The organism is Psychrosphaera ytuae, assembly GCF_017638545.1.
Lineage (GTDB): Bacteria > Pseudomonadota > Gammaproteobacteria > Enterobacterales > Alteromonadaceae > Psychrosphaera > Psychrosphaera ytuae.
Genome location: NZ_CP072110.1, coordinates 1,190,522 through 1,208,347 on the forward strand (window position 1 = coordinate 1,190,522; position 17,826 = coordinate 1,208,347).

Consider the following 17,826-nt stretch of genomic DNA (forward strand, 5'->3'; position numbering starts at 1 on the left):
TGAAGAAACAAAGAGGTAAAGAGATGAACATATGCGTGCGTACGTCATCTCATCACCACATAAAATAAATTCGAAATTAACGGCTACTTTTGTCCGCTATGACATGATCTTTGATGAGCTGTTTAAGCTCTTGAATTTCTAAACGGAGCTCTTCGACTTTCTGCTCAACACGCTCTTCGACCTGTTCTGCTATTTGTTCTTCAACATGTTCTTCTAACTGCTCTTCCAATAGCGCAGCTTCGGCTTCTTCATTGGCTTGACGCATTTTTGCGTGCTCGTCTTCCATTACATTAACGACGATACCAATGACCATGTTTAAAAACGCAAATGCCGTGAAGAATATGAACGTCAAATAGAAAATCCAAGACATCGGATAAACTTCCATCGTCTCGTATTGAATGTCCGTCCAATCTTCAAAGGTCATGATTCTAAACAGCGTCAACATCGAAATCGCGATATCACCCCACAAAGTTGGGTTTATGTCTTTAAAGACAAAGCTACCTATTGCGGCATAGATGTAAAAGATAATAAACATCAACAACACCACATAACCCAACTGCGGCAAGGCTTTAATGAGCGAGTTAATAAGTACTCTTAGTTCTGGGACTACAGATACCATTCGGAGTACTCTAAATACGCGAACAAGACGGGCCAACAACGCCATCTCACTGTCATTAATCGGAATTAAACTAATGGCAACGACCAAGGTATCAAAAACATTCCAACCTTTTTTGAAGAAGTTCTTTTTGTCGTCATCGGCAATAAAGCGCACTGCAATTTCAAACAAAAAGAAAAGGGTAATAAAGATATCAAGAATATGAGTGACCGAAATCGCACTGTCTGGTAACGCAAATGTTTTGGCACCGATTTCAAGTGCTGAAATTATGATGACTGCGACAACAGTTAGCTCAAAGACTTTGTTGTTTTTTAGGTTGTTTAGTTTTGTTTTTATATTTTCGTACATGTGAGGATGAGTTTTGTTTTTGTCGGTTTAAACGCGGCTCAGATTATATCTGACTTGGCTCAATCGAAAAGGTTTTTGTTGGGGGAACCTCACCTTAATCTCACACTGAGAGTACATGCTGAGCATAAGCAGTTGGCTTTTTTCAGTTGCGAGCTCCTAACTTGGGTAACTTGCTTCTCTTACCTCCTACTCAGAGAATGGGCTAAGCATGAGTAGTTGGCTTTCCTCGGCCGCGCAAGTACATCCCTGTAATGCTTACGGCCACGCATCCATGCGTGGACTACCTCGAAAAGCAACTACTCATACTCATCCCTTACATCCAAAGTCGCCGATTTGAGCGGTGTTTATTTCAGAGGAGATTAACGCAAAGAGTGAATTGCAGATCCTGAGTTGGGTAGTCTAATACTTGATAGTCCAAACAGGATGTTTGGCCGTAAGCGTCACATGGATGTGCTTGAAGCGGTCAAGGATTAGACTACCCAAGTTAGGAGCTCGCAACTACACAAAATGCCGAGAGAAAGCCAACTACTCATGGTCAGCCCATTCTCAAAACAAATGCCTTCAGCCGTGGTTGTAACACAAATACTTCATATTCATGTAATCATCCAAACCATACTTCGAGCCTTCGCGGCCAAACCCAGACTGCTTAACACCACCAAATGGCGCTGCGGCATTAGAGATTAATCCTTCGTTGATCCCTACCATACCGTATTTAAGTCCTGCGGCAACACGCTCCACTCGGTTGATATTGAGACTATAAAAATAAGCAGCCAAGCCATATTCAGTGTCATTGGCTAAATCTATTGCTTGTTGCTCAGAGCTAAAACTTTGGATGGCAGCAACAGGACCAAAGATTTCATTTTGAGCAATCTCCATGTCATTACTGACATTCGTCAATACGATAGGAGCTTGTAAGTTTGTCTCTACCAGTTCACCAAACACTCTTTTTGCACCTGCTTTTTCGGCGGTCCGAACCATATCTCTAATGTTATTAGCCGCTTCGTTATGGATCATAGGGCCAATGTCAGTGCCCTCTTCTAAGCCACCAGCGACTTTCAGTTGGCGAGCTTTTTCGACAAACTTATCAACAAATTCATCGTGTACGCTCTCCTCTATCAAAAAGCGATTAACACAAACACAGGTTTGTCCTGCATTTCTGAACTTAGCTTTAATCGCACCATCAACAGCTGCGTCTATGTCTGCATCAGCAAATACAATAAACGGAGCGTTGCCACCTAACTCCAACGACACTTTTTTAATAGTAGAGGCACATTGCTTCATTAAAATCTGACCCACCTTGGTCGAGCCGGTAAAGCTAAATTTATCTACATCAGGATGCTCGGTTAGCACTTTACCAATGGCCTTTGAGTCCGAGCCTACAACAATATTAATGACTCCCTTTGGAATCCCTGCTCGCTCTGCTAATACCGCCAATGCCAGGGCCGACAAAGGAGTTAATTCTGTTGGACGACCTACGACTGTATTACCTGCTGCTATGGCTGGTGCAATTTTTCTAGCTAGCATCGAATTGGGAAAATTCCATGGCGTAATCGCAGCAACCACACCGACAGGCTGTTTGATTATCTTAATTTGTTGATGTGAAGCTAATGAAGGAATGGTGTCTCCGTAGACTCGCTTACCTTCTTCAGCAAACCATTTAACGTAACTGGCACCATATTCAATTTCACCTTTTGACTCTTTTAGTGGCTTGCCTTGCTCTAAGGTCATTAACGTCGCTAAGTCGTCTTTGTGCTCAAGCATCAAGTCATGCCATTTCATCATCAAGTCGTAACGCTCATAACTGCTCTTTTTTGCCCAATCAGGCTGCGCTTTTTTGGCCGCAGCAATCGCAGACTCAATCAATGATATGTCTTCACCATTTGTGCTTTCTGAGACTTCAATTAAAACGTCACCATTGAGCGGATTCGTGACTTTGAAACGCGATTCACTCGTTTGCCATTGGCCATCGATATAAGAACCAGATGCCACTAAAGTGGGATCTGACAGTAGCGAACTGAGAATTGAATTTGCTGAAGTAGCTTCTGACATAACGACTCCTGATAGATTGTCTATTATGATCTTGAATAAAGTGAGAGAAACAATGAGTGTAACTCAAGATCCCAATTCTCTCGAGTTACACTTTGTTTTTATTGAAGAATTTATAAGATTATGAGTTAAGTTGCTTAACCATCTCTTCTGCAACAGCATGCGCTGAAGCTGGGTTTTGGCCTGTAACAACACGGTTTTCTGCAGTAACATACTCGCCCCAAGGTGCCACTTTTACGTAACGACCTGCGGTGCGGACTAGGCTTTCCTCTAATAAGAAAGGAATTTTTTCAATGGTGCCAAACTCCACTTCTTCTTCACGAGTAAAACCAGTAACGGCAATATCTTCAATCAACTTTTTGCCATTTGATAACGTAATTGGCAACAAGCCCGCAGGGCCGTGACAAACAGCACCAACAACTGCACCGGCTTCATAAACTGCTGCAGTTTGTTTAGCAACCTCTTCGTTGCTGGCCAAATCTGATAACAAGCCGAAACCACCAGGGTAAAAGACCGCTTGGTATTGGCTAAAATCAACATCGGCTGCCACTAGCGTTTTTTCCATTTTTGCTTGGAAGTCTTTATCGTCTAGGATCTTTTTGTTGACGTCATCTCCTTCAACATCAGTACCGTAAATTGGTGCGCTGCCACCTTTTATTGAGGCAATATCATACTCGTAGCCATTCGCCAAAAACACATCTACTGCATGGGTTAGCTCAGGAGAGTATGTACCGTTCGCTTCGTCCGTCTCACCTAAAGTTGCGTGGTTGGTTACTAAGACCAAAATCTTTTTACTTGCTGACATAATATTTCCTTAGTTGTTGATTTAAAACTAAACCCTCAAACATTGGGGTTTTCTTTTCTAATGCACACAGTCTAATACCCATCATCCTTGATGATAATTAGCTATTTTTAGAAAACATTATTGTTATACTGCAACAATAAATCCTTATTTAAAAAAGCGAGTTTGTTTTGAGTAATAGCCATTCATTCGACGGTATCACTGAGTTTGTTGCGGTCGCGGAGACGCAGGGTTTCAGCAGTGCCGCCAGAAAACTCAAAGTTTCTACGTCTCATGTTAGTCGCCAGATCGCAAAAGTCGAAAAAAGACTTGGCGTAGCCCTGTTTGCTCGAAGCACTCGAAACGTTAAAATGACCGATGCAGGCCAACGCTACTACCAGCATTGTCAGGTATTACTCGATGGTATTGCTCATGCGAATGAAGAAGTTGGTTCTCAGCAGGTAGCGCTTTCTGGCACACTAAGGGTGTCGGCTGCCGGAGAGTTTGCAGAACAATACATAGTACCAGCACTCATTGAATTTGGTGCATTGCACCCTGATTTAACCATTGATATGGATTTTAATTCGAACATGGCCGACTTTATCCAGGAAGGCATTGATTTTTCGATTCGTTATGGCCGCTTAAATGATTCAACCCTCATCGCGCGACGATTAGTTGACCGTAAAATGCTAGCAGCCGCCAGTCCAGGTTATTTGGCGAAACACTCAAGGCCACAACACCCTGATGAACTCAAAAATCACTCATGTATTATTTCTAACAACGAGCATTGGCGCTTTACAGTTGAAGGAAAAGAGCACTTCGTTAAAGTACACCCTAAGTGGCGTTCGAATAGTGGTCGTAGTTTAGTCAAAGCTGCAGAGGCTGGGTTGGGTATCTGTTACATGCCGCGCTCTAGTTATGGCGATAGTTTACAAAACAAAAGCTTAACGCCTATTTTAGAGCCGTATTGGAGTGATAAGGCAACGACTTGGATTGTCTACGCCAATCGCCAGTTTTTGCCCCTAAGAGCTAGACTGGCGATTGAGTTTTTGGTTGAGCGATTTGCCGATTGGCAAGAGTAATTCTTACCGCTCGTAACTCAATATATGACTACCACATTAAGTCATCTGGAATGACGTAGTCTGCATACGGATCGTCTTCGTCTGGCTCTTCTAATTGATTTTGAGCGACTAAAACAGACTCATCACGAAGGGCAATTTTGTCCGACACAACACTTGGGATCACCGCATAGTCATCCTCAGCTTGGCTAACTCGTACAATAGACAATAAACCACTCGCTAATTGCTTTTGGATCTTGTCAGACACTTCAAGTGTTTTGACTTTGTTGTCGTCAGTAAAGTTATAGGTGACGGTTTTATTCGAGCCCGGCAGTTCTAAGCTATTCATTTCGATCAATTGCTTGATTTGAGCTTGTATGGCTTTTTGCTCAGCTTGGCGTTTAATTTCTTCGTTTAGTGCTTTGTCTTTTTGCAGCTGCGCTTGGCGCTTCTCTTCTGCAGCTGCTTTTACTTCACGTTTTAAGTCACGTGTTTTTTTACTGTTCTTTTTTGCCTTTTTGGCTTTCTTTTCGTTGGTTAAGCCTGCTTTTAGTAGCTGCTCTTGTAAGGACAACGCCATGGTAAACCTTTTACTTCTGAATATTTAAAACCGTAGGGCCTCAATCCTATGATTGAGGCGTTTGTTTAGCTTGTTTCACAATTTCTCTTACGTCTTCTAGTAACTTTTGAGAATCGTAAACAATGCCATCTTTGATGGTGTATTTTAGGCCTTTTACACGCGTAGGGGTATTATTTTCGTCAAGTTGATAATGCCCGGTACCGTAAAGCACCTTAAAATTGTGTAATGGGTTATGAGTACTAATCACTAAATCAGCGCGCTTACCTATGGTTACGCTGCCAATTTCATCGGCCATCCCCAACGCCTCAGCACCATTTAGTGTCGCAGACTGAATTACTTCAAGGGGATGAAAGCCCGCTTCTTGAAGAAGTTCTAATTCACGGATATAACCAAAACCAAAGATTTTATAAATGTAACCAGAGTCTGAACCCGTTGTGACTCGACCGCCATGATTTTTATAGTCATTTAGGAAGGTCATCCATTTTTGATAGTTTTTCTTCCAGTTTATTTCGTCAGCAGTTGTCCAATCAAACCAATAACTGCCATGGGCATAGCGACTTGGTTCAAAGAACTTCCACAATGTCGGTAACGTATAGTCTTTGTGCCAAACGGCCTGACGCTCACGCATTAAGTCTCGGCTAGCTTCGTATATTGTCATAGTTGGATTAATGGTAAAATCCAAGTCAATAAGTTCATCGCGAACTTGCTGCCAATGAGGCGAATTTACGTCCGTGGCTTGTTCCCATAACTTACCGGCTTCCGCAAAGCGGTGCATTTCGTTGTTGTAATTGTATTGAGCTGGGTAGTGTTGAATGACCTTATCTTCAAACAAGGCTTCTGGTAACCCATACCAATGCTCCATGGTCGTTAAGCCTTTACGTGCTGAGTCCAACACATTCATGCTCATCACATTGAGTTGTGCATGATGCATCATAGTGCCGAGGCCTTGTTTTTGGGCCTCGTCTAATGCGGCGTCCATGATCTTTGGTGTCGCACCAAAAAACTTAATCCCCGCTGCCCCCTCTTTGGCAACTTTTTGTACCCAAGCCCGAGCTTGTTTGGCTGTATAAATAGGGCCCTTGTTACCCATCCCAAAACCTACGTAAGGGACAATACGTGGCGCAACGATGGTATTTTTGTCGCTGCGCTCTTTGTGTTCAAGTACCCAGTCCAAGCCGTTAAAGCTACCAGGTTCACGAATCGTCGTAATGCCGTGGCCTAGCCATAATTTAAATACGTACTCAGCAGGAACACCTTTTGTCGAGCCACCAATATGACCGTGCATATCGATAAACCCCGGCAATATATAATGTCCTTCAACGTCAATTTCTTTGTCACCTACTTTTGCTTTAATGCGTCCATTTTCTTTGATTGGCACACCTGGATAGCCCACTGAACGAATGTTTTTGATCCGCCCCTTTTCAATCAAAATATCGACTGGACCTCGAGGAGGAGCGCCTTCACCATTAACTAAAATACCACCTCGAAGAATGATTCTTTCGGCCTGAATCCCTTCGTTTGCTTTTCGCTCAGGAGCTTTAGCGCCAGGCTCGGCTATGGCATGGCTAGAAATTCCCACCAGTATAAAAAAGCCAATCAAGGATTGTGATACAACACGTTTAAGTACTATTAAAAAACGATAGAAACCGAATTGAGTCGACGTCATGGTTCTTCCTTTTGATCATTTACTGTTGCTATTCATTGCAGGTTTTGACAAATGAATAAAGAAAAGAGGGTGATTAATATACCGATTAATCACCCTCTTGATAACCCTCTTGATAACCTTGTACCAGCCCCTATTTTAATTTTAAAAATAAGGGCTTGGAGTGTCTATGACTCAGGGTGCTGGTTAATTTGATTTTCTAAATTTTGGCTTACTGTCTTAGGTGAGCCAGTATTTTTTGCAATCGAATAATAGGCCATAGGGATAATGAATAAAGTCAAAACCGTTGAGAAAGCAACACCTGCAAAAATCACGACACCTATCACTTCGCGACTTTCAGCACCGGCCCCAGATGCCAACATCAAAGGTACTGCGCTCATAATGGTGGAAAACGTCGTCATTACAATCGGACGTAAGCGTTGTTTAGCCGCCGCGATTAGTGACGCTTTGAACTCACCACCTTTATCTCTTAACTGATTAGTAAACTCGACGATCAATATGCCGTTTTTCGCCGCTAAACCGATGAGCATTACCAGGCCTATTTGGCTGTAGATATTAAGGCTTAAGCCCGCTATCTGCAGACCCATTAATGCACCAACTGCGGCTAATGGTACGGCCAGCATAATGACTAACGGATGAACGAAGCTCTCAAACTGAGCAGCTAGAACCAAGTAGGTAACGACCATCGCCATTAACATAACAAATACAATGGAGCTGCCTGACTCTTTGTACAAAGCAGACTGACCTTTGTAGTCAACTTGCACTGCCTCACTGATATTCTCTGCCACAGCTTTATTCAAAAAGTCTAGTGCCTCGCCCAATTTATAACCATCTGCCAAATTAGCTTCAATGGTAATACTACGCATGCGGTTGTATCGATTTAAGGTTCCTGCTGTCGCCTGTTCTTTGATATTAACTAAGTTAGACAGAGGTATTAGCTTTTGAGTTGTCTTTGACCTAACATACAAATCATCCAATGCAGAAGGCGTGGCAAATTCTTCATCGGGTCCTTCAAGCACCACATCATATTCTTGCCCACGCTCTATGTAGGTGGTCGCTCTGCGTTGACCTAAGGTAGCTTCTAAAGTACGACCAATATCCGCTACAGATACGCCTAAATCAGCTGCACGTAAGGTATCAATTTCGACTAATAGCTGTGGTAATGTTTCTTTGTAATCGCTATCGACACGCAATAATTTAGGGTTTTTACGAGCCTCAGCCAATATAATGTCACGCCATTTAGCTAGATTCTCGTATGTGTCTCCCTGTAGAACAAACTGAACCGGACGGCCTAAGCCTCGCCCACCTAATCCACTGCGCATTATGGCGAAAGCACGAATATCGGTCAGCTCAGACATTTCGGCATTGATCTCGTTCATCACTTGACGAGTGTCTTTGTTACGCTTGCCCCAATCTGGCATGCCAATAATGGCAATACCGGCACCTCCACCAAAACCTGGAGTACGAACTATCACTCGGTCTACGTCACCGCGCTCATAATATTTTAATAATCGCTCTTCCACTTCATTCATATTGGCTAGGTTACTCTCGTAACTTGCGCCCTCTGCAGATTGAACAATCATGAAGAAATTACCACGGTCTTCTTGAGGCGCTAATTCTTGAGGGATTGTTTTAAACAGACCATATGCCAGGGCCACAGCCATCAACATTATGACGATGAGACCTGTTCGGTTTGTGACGGTTTTTTCTAATTGGCGTTCATAGCTATTTTCGAGCTTAGCAAAGCTACTGTCTAACCATTTACCGACTTTAGAGCCACGTTCTTTGTGTTCTAAAATTTTTGAACACAACATAGGTGATAATGTCAGGGCCGTGAAACTAGAAAACACAACCGCTGCCGCTACGGCAATAGCAAACTCAACAAATAAACGGCCTACGTTGCCCTCCAAAAAGACCAACGGGATAAATACAGCCACCAGCACAAGCGTTGTCGCAATAACCGCAAAGCCAACTTCTCGAGCACCACGGTAAGCGGCCAACAATGGTGGCTCGCCCTCTTCCATTCGACGATATATGTTTTCGAGCACTACGATGGAGTCATCAACTACTAAACCAATCGCTAGTACCAGTGCTAACAAAGTAAGTAGGTTAATCGAAAAGCCTAAAATCATTAAAACGGTGAAGGTCGAAACCAATGCAACAGGCACGGTAACAGCAGGTACAAACGTTGCCCTGACGTTACCCAAAAATAAATAAATCACCAAAATAACTAAAACAATGGCTATACCTAAGGTGTTATAAACCTCATCAATGGATTTAGCGATAAACACTGAAGAGTCATATGAGTCCTCAATTCGTGTACCTTCTGGCAGACCTTCACGGATCTTATCCATTTCGGCGCGAGCGGCTTGTACTACATCAAGGGTATTGGCTTTCGACTGCTTGATGATCCCCAGGCCAATCATGTTTTCGCCATTACCTCGGAAGGTGTTTTCATCATCCTGTGCAGTTAGCTCAACTCGAGTGACGTCTCCTAAACGCACCAAATAACCATCTGTACCACGGCCTACGATCATTTTTTGGTATTCTTCAGGCGTCGTGTACGCTCGTGCTATTCGCACATTAAATTCACGGTCCGTCGATTTAACTTCACCGGCTGGCAACTCGACATTTTCGCTTCGCAAAACGCTTTCAATATCAGAAACGGTAATACCACGGGCCGCCATAGCGTCTTTGTCTAACCACACCTTCATTGAATAGTCTCGACTACCACCAAGGCGAACACGAGCAACGCCATCTACAACGGCAAACCTATCTACGATGTAACGTTTGGCGTAGTCAGTTAACTCCAAGTTGTTCATGGTCTCTGAATTTAAAACAAACCACGCTATTACATCTTCATCGTCGTTCGCTTTGAACACTTCTGGAGGCATAGCCTGGTCTGGAAGATTGTTTAACGCTCGAGACACACGCTCTCGAACATCATTAGCCGCAGCGTCTATGTCTACATTGGTATTAAACTCGATAGAAATTCGCGAACGGCCATTTCTCGAGCTGGAATTTATATTTTTAACTCCAGAAATACCCGAAATTCGAGACTCCAGAATTTGGGTAATTTTGCTTTCGATGATCTCGGCAGAGGCACCTGGGTAATTAGTGTTAACCGATACTATCGGCGGGTCGATGTCTGGGTATTGACGCAGCGCCAACATAAAAAAGGCCACAATACCAAACGTGACCAACAGCATGTTGACCACGGTCGCGAACACCGGCCGCTTTACTGACATATCAGAGAGAAGCATGATTACCCCTCCCCATTATCTTTATTATTTTTTTGAATATTGGCGGCGGGCTTTTTAGTCGTAGGGTTGGCTTTTTTGTTATCGCCAGCCACTTTTACTTGAGCACCATCACGGATCTTCAACACGCCCTTGTGAACCACTTTCGTTCCTGCTTCAAGACCAGACAAAACTTCAGCAATACCTGGCTTGCGTTTACCAATTTCTACTTTCACTCTAGAAACTGTATCGTCGGCATTTAACACATAGACAAAATGGTCATTATTGATCGGCACAATCGCCGACTCTGGAATTACTAGCGCTTTGTTACTCTCAAAGACCAAGGCCAACTGTAATAACATACCCGGTCGTAATGCACCTTGGGCATTGTCAAATAAAGCTCTGACAGTAAACGCTCGAGACGTTTGGTCAATGCGAGAACCGATTGAGTCCACTTGTCCAATAAATGGGGTGTTAAATGCAATGTGTTTAGCGTTGACGCGCTGGCCTACCTTCACCTTGTTGAGGTATTTCTCAGGCAGTTGGAATTCAACTTTAATTTTACTGATGTCGTCTAGGGTAGTAATTGTGGTATTTGTCGTTACTAGTTGGCCAGGTGAAATTTCTCGTAAACCTAATAGGCCTGAAAATGGGGCTTTGATAAACTTTTCTTGATAATTGGCAATTGCTACTTTGCGCTTTGCTTCCGTTGCGTCCAGTAAGCTTTGTTGTTGCTCAATTGCAGATGCAGCGGTAGCGCTTTGTTTTTCTAAGTTGCGTAGACGGGTTAATTGGCGACGCTGTTCTTTGAGGGTCGCATCAAGCTCTGCGATTAGCGCTTTTTCCTGATCATGTCTCAAAGTAACGAGTAACGTCCCCTGTTCAACCTTTTCACCGTCATCAAAATGAACATCTGTAACACGAACCGTCTGTTCTGCTTTAAGTTCGATAGATTCGTTTGCTTGAGCATTACCAAGGGCTGCAACTTCGTCATTAAAGGTCTGTCGTTCCACTGCTTTTACTTCGACCAGTGGTGCACCACCAAAACCTCTGCCACCTTGTTGCGCTTCTTGCGGCCAAAAGACAAAGGCCAACATGCCCGATAATAATAAAACAATCCAAAACAGTGGATTTCTAAACATTTGATTCTTCCTACCAATTCAACTGGTTTAATAATAGTTGAATGATACGGACTTAACCCACAGCTAGACCATGCAATTTGGCTTATGATTCAACCCACCTATCTTATAAAGCGGGTCCACTGCTGATGGGTTAGTAATATTCTACTTTTTTGATTTTACGGGGTTTGCTGTTGATAATGTACAAATCGTATACAAGGCGCATATCCAATTCGAGTTCAGTCGCATAAGTATCGCCAACGGGATAGCTCTTAACGATACGAGCCCCCCTAATAACACCCTCCACTCGAGCTTTCATCTTGTCATCTGAAGCAACTAAGTTTTGCACATTCGACTGGCCCTTGATTTGATAACCATAAACCTGCTCAGCAAGTTCCCGATATGCATCCAGCTTAGACGCGCGCATAGCCATGATCTGTTGTATTTGTTGATTGTCACTTTGCTGAGCTGAAATAGGCGCATACCCTATCGCTCTCAATATAGGAAACTGTTCCGGTTTTTCGTACTCCCAAATGACGTGCTTATCGAGTAACGAAGTACAGCCACTGATTACGAAGGCTAACAAAATGATTAATACGGTTTTGAGTTTCATTATCTACACCCGGTTTTAAATAATTGGGTTAACAAGACTGATCCACTATTAATGGGCAATCTCTAACTAGGTCTTAGTTCGTGTACAAATTTTACGATACAAATTTTTATACAAATTTTACGCCAACTGTATCGCCATAATAAAAATGGTCTAGATATTGCTAAATTTAATCCCAAAGCCCTAATTATTGGAGCAGTGCCAAACTTCTGGCGCTCACTGACAACTTCCATTTAAGGCGTTGTCAATTTACTGATAGTGATAGAGATTATGAAGACGATATATGCCTTTTGGCTCACATTAGCTGTTTTAGTGTTAAGTCTACCTGCAATGGCCGAGTGGTACGAAGCCACAGGTCAGGCAAAAATTCGCCATGGGGACGTCCGAAGTGCAAAAAGCAGAGCGACCCAAGACGCCGTAAAACAAGCCATGCTGTTTTCGGGGGCTAATGTTGCCAGTATCCAACAAATCTCTGAAGGTTTATTGGTTGATGATATGCTTCAAGTTCATGCCAACGGTGCAATAAACCGCATTGAAATTGTCGAAGAACATCAACGAGGTAACACCATCTCAGTGACTATTCGGGCAGATATTTTCCCAGAAGAGCGTACTTGTTACGCATCAGAATTTGGTAAAAAAATAGCTATCACGCAATTCCCTATTCAACACTGGGAGCAAGCCAAAGTCGGTTCGATCTACAAATTAGAAAAAGAAATCCCAAAAAAAATCGTTCAGCTATTTCAAGCCGGCGCAAACACGGTATATCCCGTTTCTTGGTTTAACAAAAAGCTCAACGTCAATATCGACTTTGAGCAACAAGGACAAGTTCGCTATCAATTGATTGATGCGGTTGCCGAACAGGCCAATACCCAATTCGTTATGTTTGGTCAAATCAGTGACTTGTCCTTTGGTGAACAAAGTAATGACTTTAAATTTTGGCAAGACGATCAATTTGAACGATTTTTTACAATGGATGTGATCATCGCTAATGCCCTCACTCATGAAGTGTTATATCAAAATCGTTTTCATTCATCGGCTGAGTGGACGTTTGATCAGCGCCAGCCTGTGCAAGTTAATAGTCGTAAGTTTTGGAATTCGGATTATGGTAACGGCATAGAGCGAGTACTGACTAACATGCGTGACGACATTTTATCAGAGCTTAGCTGTCAACAATTACAAAGCAAAATATTGTCTGTGAACAACGGCAACCAGGTTCAGATTAATATAGGTCGCGGTCAAGGCGTCTATATAGGCCAAGAATATAGAGTGTCTTACCGAGCTGATGTGATCGATGACAATGGCAATTTGTTGACTAATTTTGTGATCAGCCCTTATCGAGTCAAAATAACAAAAGTCTATGAAAACTCAGCGATTGCAGAATCCCTTGACGCTGACTTTATGAGTAATGTGCAAGTTAACGATGTGATTGAATTGAAAGATTGGAAAACAGACTGGTAAAAAGTTGTTCAAAAAAGCGGAAAATTAGCGATTTGTTACATATCCTTACTAATATGACCTTGCCCGAGTTGTTACATAAAGGGTAAATTGTTAAGTGATTTTATTAGAAAGAGATAACAATATGTCCACTGAGCAACTTTCAAACATAGAAGGTTTAGATGTACAGATAGGATTAACCAATTGCATGGATGACGAAAACCTCTTTGTAGAGGTGTTAAAGATGTTTGCGATGCAAGTCGACCAAGATAAGGCGACTCTTGAGCAGCAGTTCAATAATGATCAATGGCAAGAGTTCGGAAAAACATGCCATAGCATCAAAGGTGCATCCGCGAGTATTGGCGCGGTTAACATCCAAGAGTCTGCAGCGTTACTTGAGCGCGCCGGTAAAGAGGACAACGCAACGGTAATTACCGAAGTATTTCCTGTCTTTATGCAACAACTACAAAGCATGAAAGAGCAATTAGATAGCCTCCTATCTTGACCAAACTCATTTCTACGGTAATCTTATAAGGCCTGGTGCTTTGATAGACAATGTTTCTTCTGACAACAAGTTGTTTTTTAATTTAATAACTTGGCGGTTGTCTAAGTTCAACTGGGCCTTAATTTCGTAAATATTGATATAATTTTTAAACAGCTGTTCGAAGCTGCCATCATCCATCGCTCTATCCAGTCCGAGCTCTATTCTTTTGGCTAACTCAGGCTTATTCTTCGCCACGAAAAAGAAAATATATGACGGATAATATAGGATAAAATTGGGTTCAATAGCTAATTCAGGGCTATCAAAATAGGCGTACTCTGCTATGGTTTCATTAATAGCTCTTGGGTAGTAATCAATTCTTCCTTTGTATAGTAAATCAACCAGAGAGTCATAAACACTTGTCCCTAGCACCTCGAATCCGTTGTCACTTAGTATCACAAAATCAGGCCAATCGTGACCTTGCCCCGCAATAAGTTGTTTAAGCTTTAACTCTGAATGAATTTGACTAAAATCGTCAAGCTTCTCAGCACGAATCAAAGCAACCCTGTAACCCATAATACCTTTGAGTAAAGGCACTCTCACCGGGATTGCGTCTTTTTCCCGTTGCTTTGTAGTCACGGTCCAGTACACATCTATGATGCCGTCGCTTTGCAATTGCTGAAGAGCCCTTTGTTGAACTAAATGCTGATTAACTTTTTGAAGAGAGAGGGGACCAAACTCTGCAGCGGTCTTCTGTAATGAGAGTTTAAGCACTTGAGAAAAGTATTGGTGAGACCCCAAATCATATTTACTGTCAGGGACTATTCGGACTGTATGCTGCAAAGATGACGATGTTTTAAGGTTCTCAGCTTGTAAGCCCCCACAACAGGCAATCAAACCAAAGATAACGCTCGCAATTCTACCGAATCCACTACCAAAACCGTTTAATTTGAATTTCAATTTTCATTCCTTTTGTTTTGAAAAGAAATATCTATGGAGTTGCGACAGATGCATTGCAGCTATCGCAGACTCTAATAAACTTTTTCCACTTATTGGCCAGGTAACTTGTCCTGAGTTTTGGTCTCAAAGTCAGAACGATCGTGACGCTCATGAAGCTGCTCTTCTGGTTCTCCCCAAGTGCGATTCACCATTCGGCCACGTTGCACGGCTGGACGCTCGTTAATTTGCTCAGCCCAACGTACGACATTTTTGTATGATTTAACATCTAAAAACTCAGCTGCATCATACAAACGCCCCAACACCAAATTACCGTACCATGGCCAAATCGCAATATCTGCAATGGTATATTCATCACCGCACATAAATTGATTATCAGCTAAATGCTTGTCCAGTACGTCTAATTGACGCTTTGTTTCCATGGTGAAGCGGTCTATTGGGTACTCAAATTTTTCGGGGGCATAAGCATAAAAGTGGCCAAATCCACCCCCAAGGTAAGGACCACTACCAACTTGCCAGAACAACCACGATAAACACTGGGCACGGCCTTCTGTGGACTTGGGAATAAACTCATCAAAACGCTCGGCCAAGTGAAGCAAAATTGCACCTGACTCGAAAATATTGACGCCCTCTCCGCCCAAAGGCGCTTCTGAGTTGTCGATAAGTGCAGGTATTTTGGAATTGGGATTTATCTCAACAAATCCACTTCCAAACTGCTCTGCATCGCCTATTTTGATCAAGAATGCATCGTACTCTGCACCCTCATGGCCTTTTTCTAAAAGCTCTTCAAACATGATAGTGGCTTTCACACCGTTTGGCGTCGCCAATGAATATAGTTGAAAAGGATGTTTTCCTTTGGGTAAAGCTTTTTCGAATCGTGCACCTGAGTCAGGTCGGTTAATACTGGCCCACTCGCCGCCATTTTCCTGTTCCCACTTCCATACTTTTGGTGGTGAATAACTCGACGTTGTCTGTTTTGACATACCTACTCCTTTTTATTATCTATGTAAACGCACGCTGTGATTAGAAAATACCCTAGCGTCTGGGTACGGCTAATATAGTTTTTTTGATCATAGAGTTATAAGTCAAAGCGTGACTAGCTCATACCGATTTATTATAGACCTGAGTGTCTCTTCTGCTTCATATGGCTTTGACGTTTCAAATAGAAGCGTACCAAACATGCCCGAGTGCCCTCCCGTAAGACGACTGTTTATAAACAACTCAGCCAACCTTGTATCACCAGAGAACCTCAATAACACAGATGCCTGCCAAGCCAATGCCATGGACTCGACTAAACGTCGAGCAAAAATATGATTATCGAGTGTCTTTGTTAATAATTCAGGGATCTGTTTAAAATAGTTATCAAAAGAATTGTTTAAACCCAATGCCTGCCCTACTTCATCGAGGAAAGACGAAAGCCCATTCGTGTCTTTTTGTAATATTCGTAGTACATCCAAACATTGCACATTACCTGAGCCTTCCCAAATCGCATTGACCGGAGACTCGGTATACAGGCGAGCAAAAACACTATCACCTATCAATCCCACTCCACCTACACATTCCATTGCTTCAGCGGTATGAGCTGCGGCGCGCTTACAAACCCAATATTTACCCACTGCAGAGGCAACTCGAACAAACGCTTCGTTACCGCTTTGCAAACAACTAGCGGTATGAAATGCGATAGCCATTGCAGCTTCAGACTCTAGCGCTAAATCTGCTAACACATTTTGCATTAACGGTTGCTGAATCAGAGTTTTACCAAATGCTTGGCGATGTTTTGAATGAAACACGGCTTGTTGTGTGGCTTGGTGCATTAAGGTAGCTGAACCGACAATGCAATCAAACCGAGTAAGACCAACCATTTGGATAATCGTTTTAACGCCTTTTCCTTGTTCCCCTAAGCGCCAAGCAAACGCTCCGCGATATTCAATCTCAGAAGATGCATTGGAGATATTACCCTTTTTGTCCTTTAAACGCTGAATTTCCATCGGGTTTTTAGTGCCATCAGGTCGCCAACGCGGTACGACAAAACAGCTCAATTGAGAGTGACCGTCTTCATAAGCTAGTGTTAAAAAAGCATCACACATAGGCGCAGAACAAAACCATTTATGGCCTATCAGTTCAAATTCATCGACATCAGCCAATGCAACTTGTTCTTTGCTGTCTGAGTATGGAATTTCGCCTTTTTTCAAAGGAAAAGCGACTGTGCTATTCGCCCTTACGTCGCTTCCGCCTTGTTTCTCTGTCATCGCCATACCAATAGTGACAGAACTTTTTTCAAAATAAGGCTTATTGTCGGGTTCATATCGATTGGCAAGGACCTTTGGCAACCAAACCTTAGCTAGACTTTCTGAGCATTGAAACGCAGGAACAGCTGCAAAAGTCATAGTCAAAGGACAGCCTGAACCAGGGTCGGCTTGAGTGTGAAGGCTCGTCAATGCGGCTCTTATGACGTGAGAACCTAGCTGTTCATCTGTGTTTTGGTAACTTGTATGATCTTTAAACGGCAAACTGTGATGACCGGCTTTCATTGCGGCCGACATTAGTTGATGATAACTGGGGTGATAGCTAACCTCATCAATACGGCGACCAAACCTATCATGTGAAACAAATTCTGGCTTGTATTTATTGGCATCAAACCCAGCATGTAATAATTCTTGCCCGACTAATTGCCCATAGTCATTTAACAAAGCAATGTCGTCGCGGCCATAAAAGGCTGAGACATAGTGCCGAAGTATTTTGTCTTGTTGATATGCGTTATGGCCGATTAAAGCAGTCGGTTGATTATGTACCTGATGAGTTTGACCTTTGTTTGGTTTGAACGTCATTCACTTGTCCATGTATTATTTTAATTATCAAAAATAAATATGACACAGTTCTAACGTGTTACCAACC

The 17,826-nt window shown here is 42.7% G+C and carries 14 protein-coding genes; 3 read left to right on the plus strand and 11 right to left on the minus strand.

The window, feature by feature from the left end; translation table 11 throughout:
• Nucleotides 1–76 precede the first annotated feature (76 nt).
• From J1N51_RS05255 to J1N51_RS05265, 3 genes are all read right to left on the minus strand, one after another.
• Entirely contained in the window at nucleotides 77–964 is an 888-nt protein-coding gene (locus tag J1N51_RS05255) for an ion transporter (RefSeq protein WP_208832918.1), read from the minus strand.
• 561 nt (nucleotides 965–1,525) lie between these two features.
• Complete coding sequence (locus J1N51_RS05260; protein ID WP_208832919.1) at nucleotides 1,526–3,013, minus strand: NAD-dependent succinate-semialdehyde dehydrogenase; 1,488 nt, start codon at nucleotides 3,011–3,013, stop codon at nucleotides 1,526–1,528.
• 118 nt (nucleotides 3,014–3,131) lie between these two features.
• The gene (locus J1N51_RS05265) at nucleotides 3,132–3,815 is read right to left on the minus strand and encodes a type 1 glutamine amidotransferase domain-containing protein (RefSeq protein WP_208832920.1); all 684 of its coding nucleotides are present in this window, start codon (nucleotides 3,813–3,815) and stop codon (nucleotides 3,132–3,134) included.
• Nucleotides 3,816–3,982: 167 nt separating this feature from the next.
• Between J1N51_RS05265 and J1N51_RS05270 the strand changes: the two genes are divergently transcribed.
• Nucleotides 3,983–4,873 (plus strand): LysR family transcriptional regulator, encoded by an 891-nt coding sequence (locus J1N51_RS05270; protein ID WP_208832921.1) that lies wholly within the window; start codon nucleotides 3,983–3,985, stop codon nucleotides 4,871–4,873.
• A 28-nt stretch (nucleotides 4,874–4,901) separates the two neighbouring features.
• Here J1N51_RS05270 and J1N51_RS05275 read toward each other — a convergent pair whose 3' ends face one another.
• From J1N51_RS05275 to J1N51_RS05295, 5 genes are all read right to left on the minus strand, one after another.
• Complete coding sequence (locus J1N51_RS05275; protein ID WP_208832922.1) at nucleotides 4,902–5,429, minus strand: DUF2058 domain-containing protein; 528 nt, start codon at nucleotides 5,427–5,429, stop codon at nucleotides 4,902–4,904.
• Between the two features lie 46 nt (nucleotides 5,430–5,475).
• On the minus strand, nucleotides 5,476–7,095 hold the full coding sequence (locus tag J1N51_RS05280; protein ID WP_208832923.1) for an amidohydrolase family protein: 1,620 nt from the start codon (nucleotides 7,093–7,095) through the stop codon (nucleotides 5,476–5,478).
• A gap of 164 nt (nucleotides 7,096–7,259) precedes the next feature.
• The gene (locus J1N51_RS05285) at nucleotides 7,260–10,355 is read right to left on the minus strand and encodes an efflux RND transporter permease subunit (RefSeq protein ID WP_208832924.1); all 3,096 of its coding nucleotides are present in this window, start codon (nucleotides 10,353–10,355) and stop codon (nucleotides 7,260–7,262) included.
• Nucleotides 10,356–10,357: 2 nt separating this feature from the next.
• Nucleotides 10,358–11,473 (minus strand): efflux RND transporter periplasmic adaptor subunit, encoded by a 1,116-nt coding sequence (locus J1N51_RS05290; protein WP_208832925.1) that lies wholly within the window; start codon nucleotides 11,471–11,473, stop codon nucleotides 10,358–10,360.
• 130 nt (nucleotides 11,474–11,603) lie between these two features.
• On the minus strand, nucleotides 11,604–12,062 hold the full coding sequence (locus tag J1N51_RS05295) for an LPP20 family lipoprotein (RefSeq protein WP_208832926.1): 459 nt from the start codon (nucleotides 12,060–12,062) through the stop codon (nucleotides 11,604–11,606).
• 267 nt (nucleotides 12,063–12,329) lie between these two features.
• Between J1N51_RS05295 and J1N51_RS05300 the strand changes: the two genes are divergently transcribed.
• Together J1N51_RS05300 and J1N51_RS05305 are read left to right on the plus strand one after the other, a co-directional pair.
• Nucleotides 12,330–13,517 carry a flagellar assembly protein T N-terminal domain-containing protein gene (locus J1N51_RS05300; RefSeq protein ID WP_208832927.1) on the plus strand — a complete coding sequence of 396 codons (1,188 nt, stop codon included), beginning with the start codon at nucleotides 12,330–12,332 and terminating at the stop codon, nucleotides 13,515–13,517.
• Nucleotides 13,518–13,638: 121 nt separating this feature from the next.
• Complete coding sequence (locus J1N51_RS05305) at nucleotides 13,639–13,998, plus strand: Hpt domain-containing protein (protein WP_208832928.1); 360 nt, start codon at nucleotides 13,639–13,641, stop codon at nucleotides 13,996–13,998.
• A 12-nt stretch (nucleotides 13,999–14,010) separates the two neighbouring features.
• Here the strand turns inward: J1N51_RS05305 and J1N51_RS05310 are convergent, their stop codons facing one another.
• The 3 genes from J1N51_RS05310 to J1N51_RS05320 form a co-directional block, all read right to left on the minus strand.
• The gene (locus J1N51_RS05310; RefSeq protein ID WP_232842863.1) at nucleotides 14,011–14,934 is read right to left on the minus strand and encodes a type 2 periplasmic-binding domain-containing protein; all 924 of its coding nucleotides are present in this window, start codon (nucleotides 14,932–14,934) and stop codon (nucleotides 14,011–14,013) included.
• A gap of 89 nt (nucleotides 14,935–15,023) precedes the next feature.
• Entirely contained in the window at nucleotides 15,024–15,914 is an 891-nt protein-coding gene (yghU, locus tag J1N51_RS05315) for a glutathione-dependent disulfide-bond oxidoreductase (protein ID WP_208832929.1), read from the minus strand.
• 102 nt (nucleotides 15,915–16,016) lie between these two features.
• Nucleotides 16,017–17,759: an acyl-CoA dehydrogenase family protein gene (locus J1N51_RS05320; RefSeq protein WP_208832930.1), complete on the minus strand. Its 1,743-nt coding sequence runs from the start codon at nucleotides 17,757–17,759 to the stop codon at nucleotides 16,017–16,019.
• Nucleotides 17,760–17,826 lie beyond the last annotated feature (67 nt).

Bases quoted from the DNA above. Each gene is read 5' to 3' on its own strand.
- J1N51_RS05300 (WP_208832927.1), top strand. From the start codon at position 12,330: ATGAAGACGATATATGCCTTTTGGCTCACATTAGCTGTTTTAGTGTTA.
- J1N51_RS05295 (WP_208832926.1), bottom strand. From the start codon at position 12,062: ATGAAACTCAAAACCGTATTAATCATTTTGTTAGCCTTCGTAATCAGT.
- J1N51_RS05290 (WP_208832925.1), bottom strand. From the start codon at position 11,473: ATGTTTAGAAATCCACTGTTTTGGATTGTTTTATTATTATCGGGCATG.
- yghU (WP_208832929.1), bottom strand. From the start codon at position 15,914: ATGTCAAAACAGACAACGTCGAGTTATTCACCACCAAAAGTATGGAAG.
- J1N51_RS05305 (WP_208832928.1), top strand. From the start codon at position 13,639: ATGTCCACTGAGCAACTTTCAAACATAGAAGGTTTAGATGTACAGATA.
- J1N51_RS05275 (WP_208832922.1), bottom strand. From the start codon at position 5,429: ATGGCGTTGTCCTTACAAGAGCAGCTACTAAAAGCAGGCTTAACCAAC.
- J1N51_RS05280 (WP_208832923.1), bottom strand. From the start codon at position 7,095: ATGACGTCGACTCAATTCGGTTTCTATCGTTTTTTAATAGTACTTAAA.
- J1N51_RS05260 (WP_208832919.1), bottom strand. From the start codon at position 3,013: ATGTCAGAAGCTACTTCAGCAAATTCAATTCTCAGTTCGCTACTGTCA.
- J1N51_RS05265 (WP_208832920.1), bottom strand. From the start codon at position 3,815: ATGTCAGCAAGTAAAAAGATTTTGGTCTTAGTAACCAACCACGCAACT.
- J1N51_RS05255 (WP_208832918.1), bottom strand. From the start codon at position 964: ATGTACGAAAATATAAAAACAAAACTAAACAACCTAAAAAACAACAAA.
- J1N51_RS05320 (WP_208832930.1), bottom strand. From the start codon at position 17,759: ATGACGTTCAAACCAAACAAAGGTCAAACTCATCAGGTACATAATCAA.
- J1N51_RS05285 (WP_208832924.1), bottom strand. From the start codon at position 10,355: ATGCTTCTCTCTGATATGTCAGTAAAGCGGCCGGTGTTCGCGACCGTG.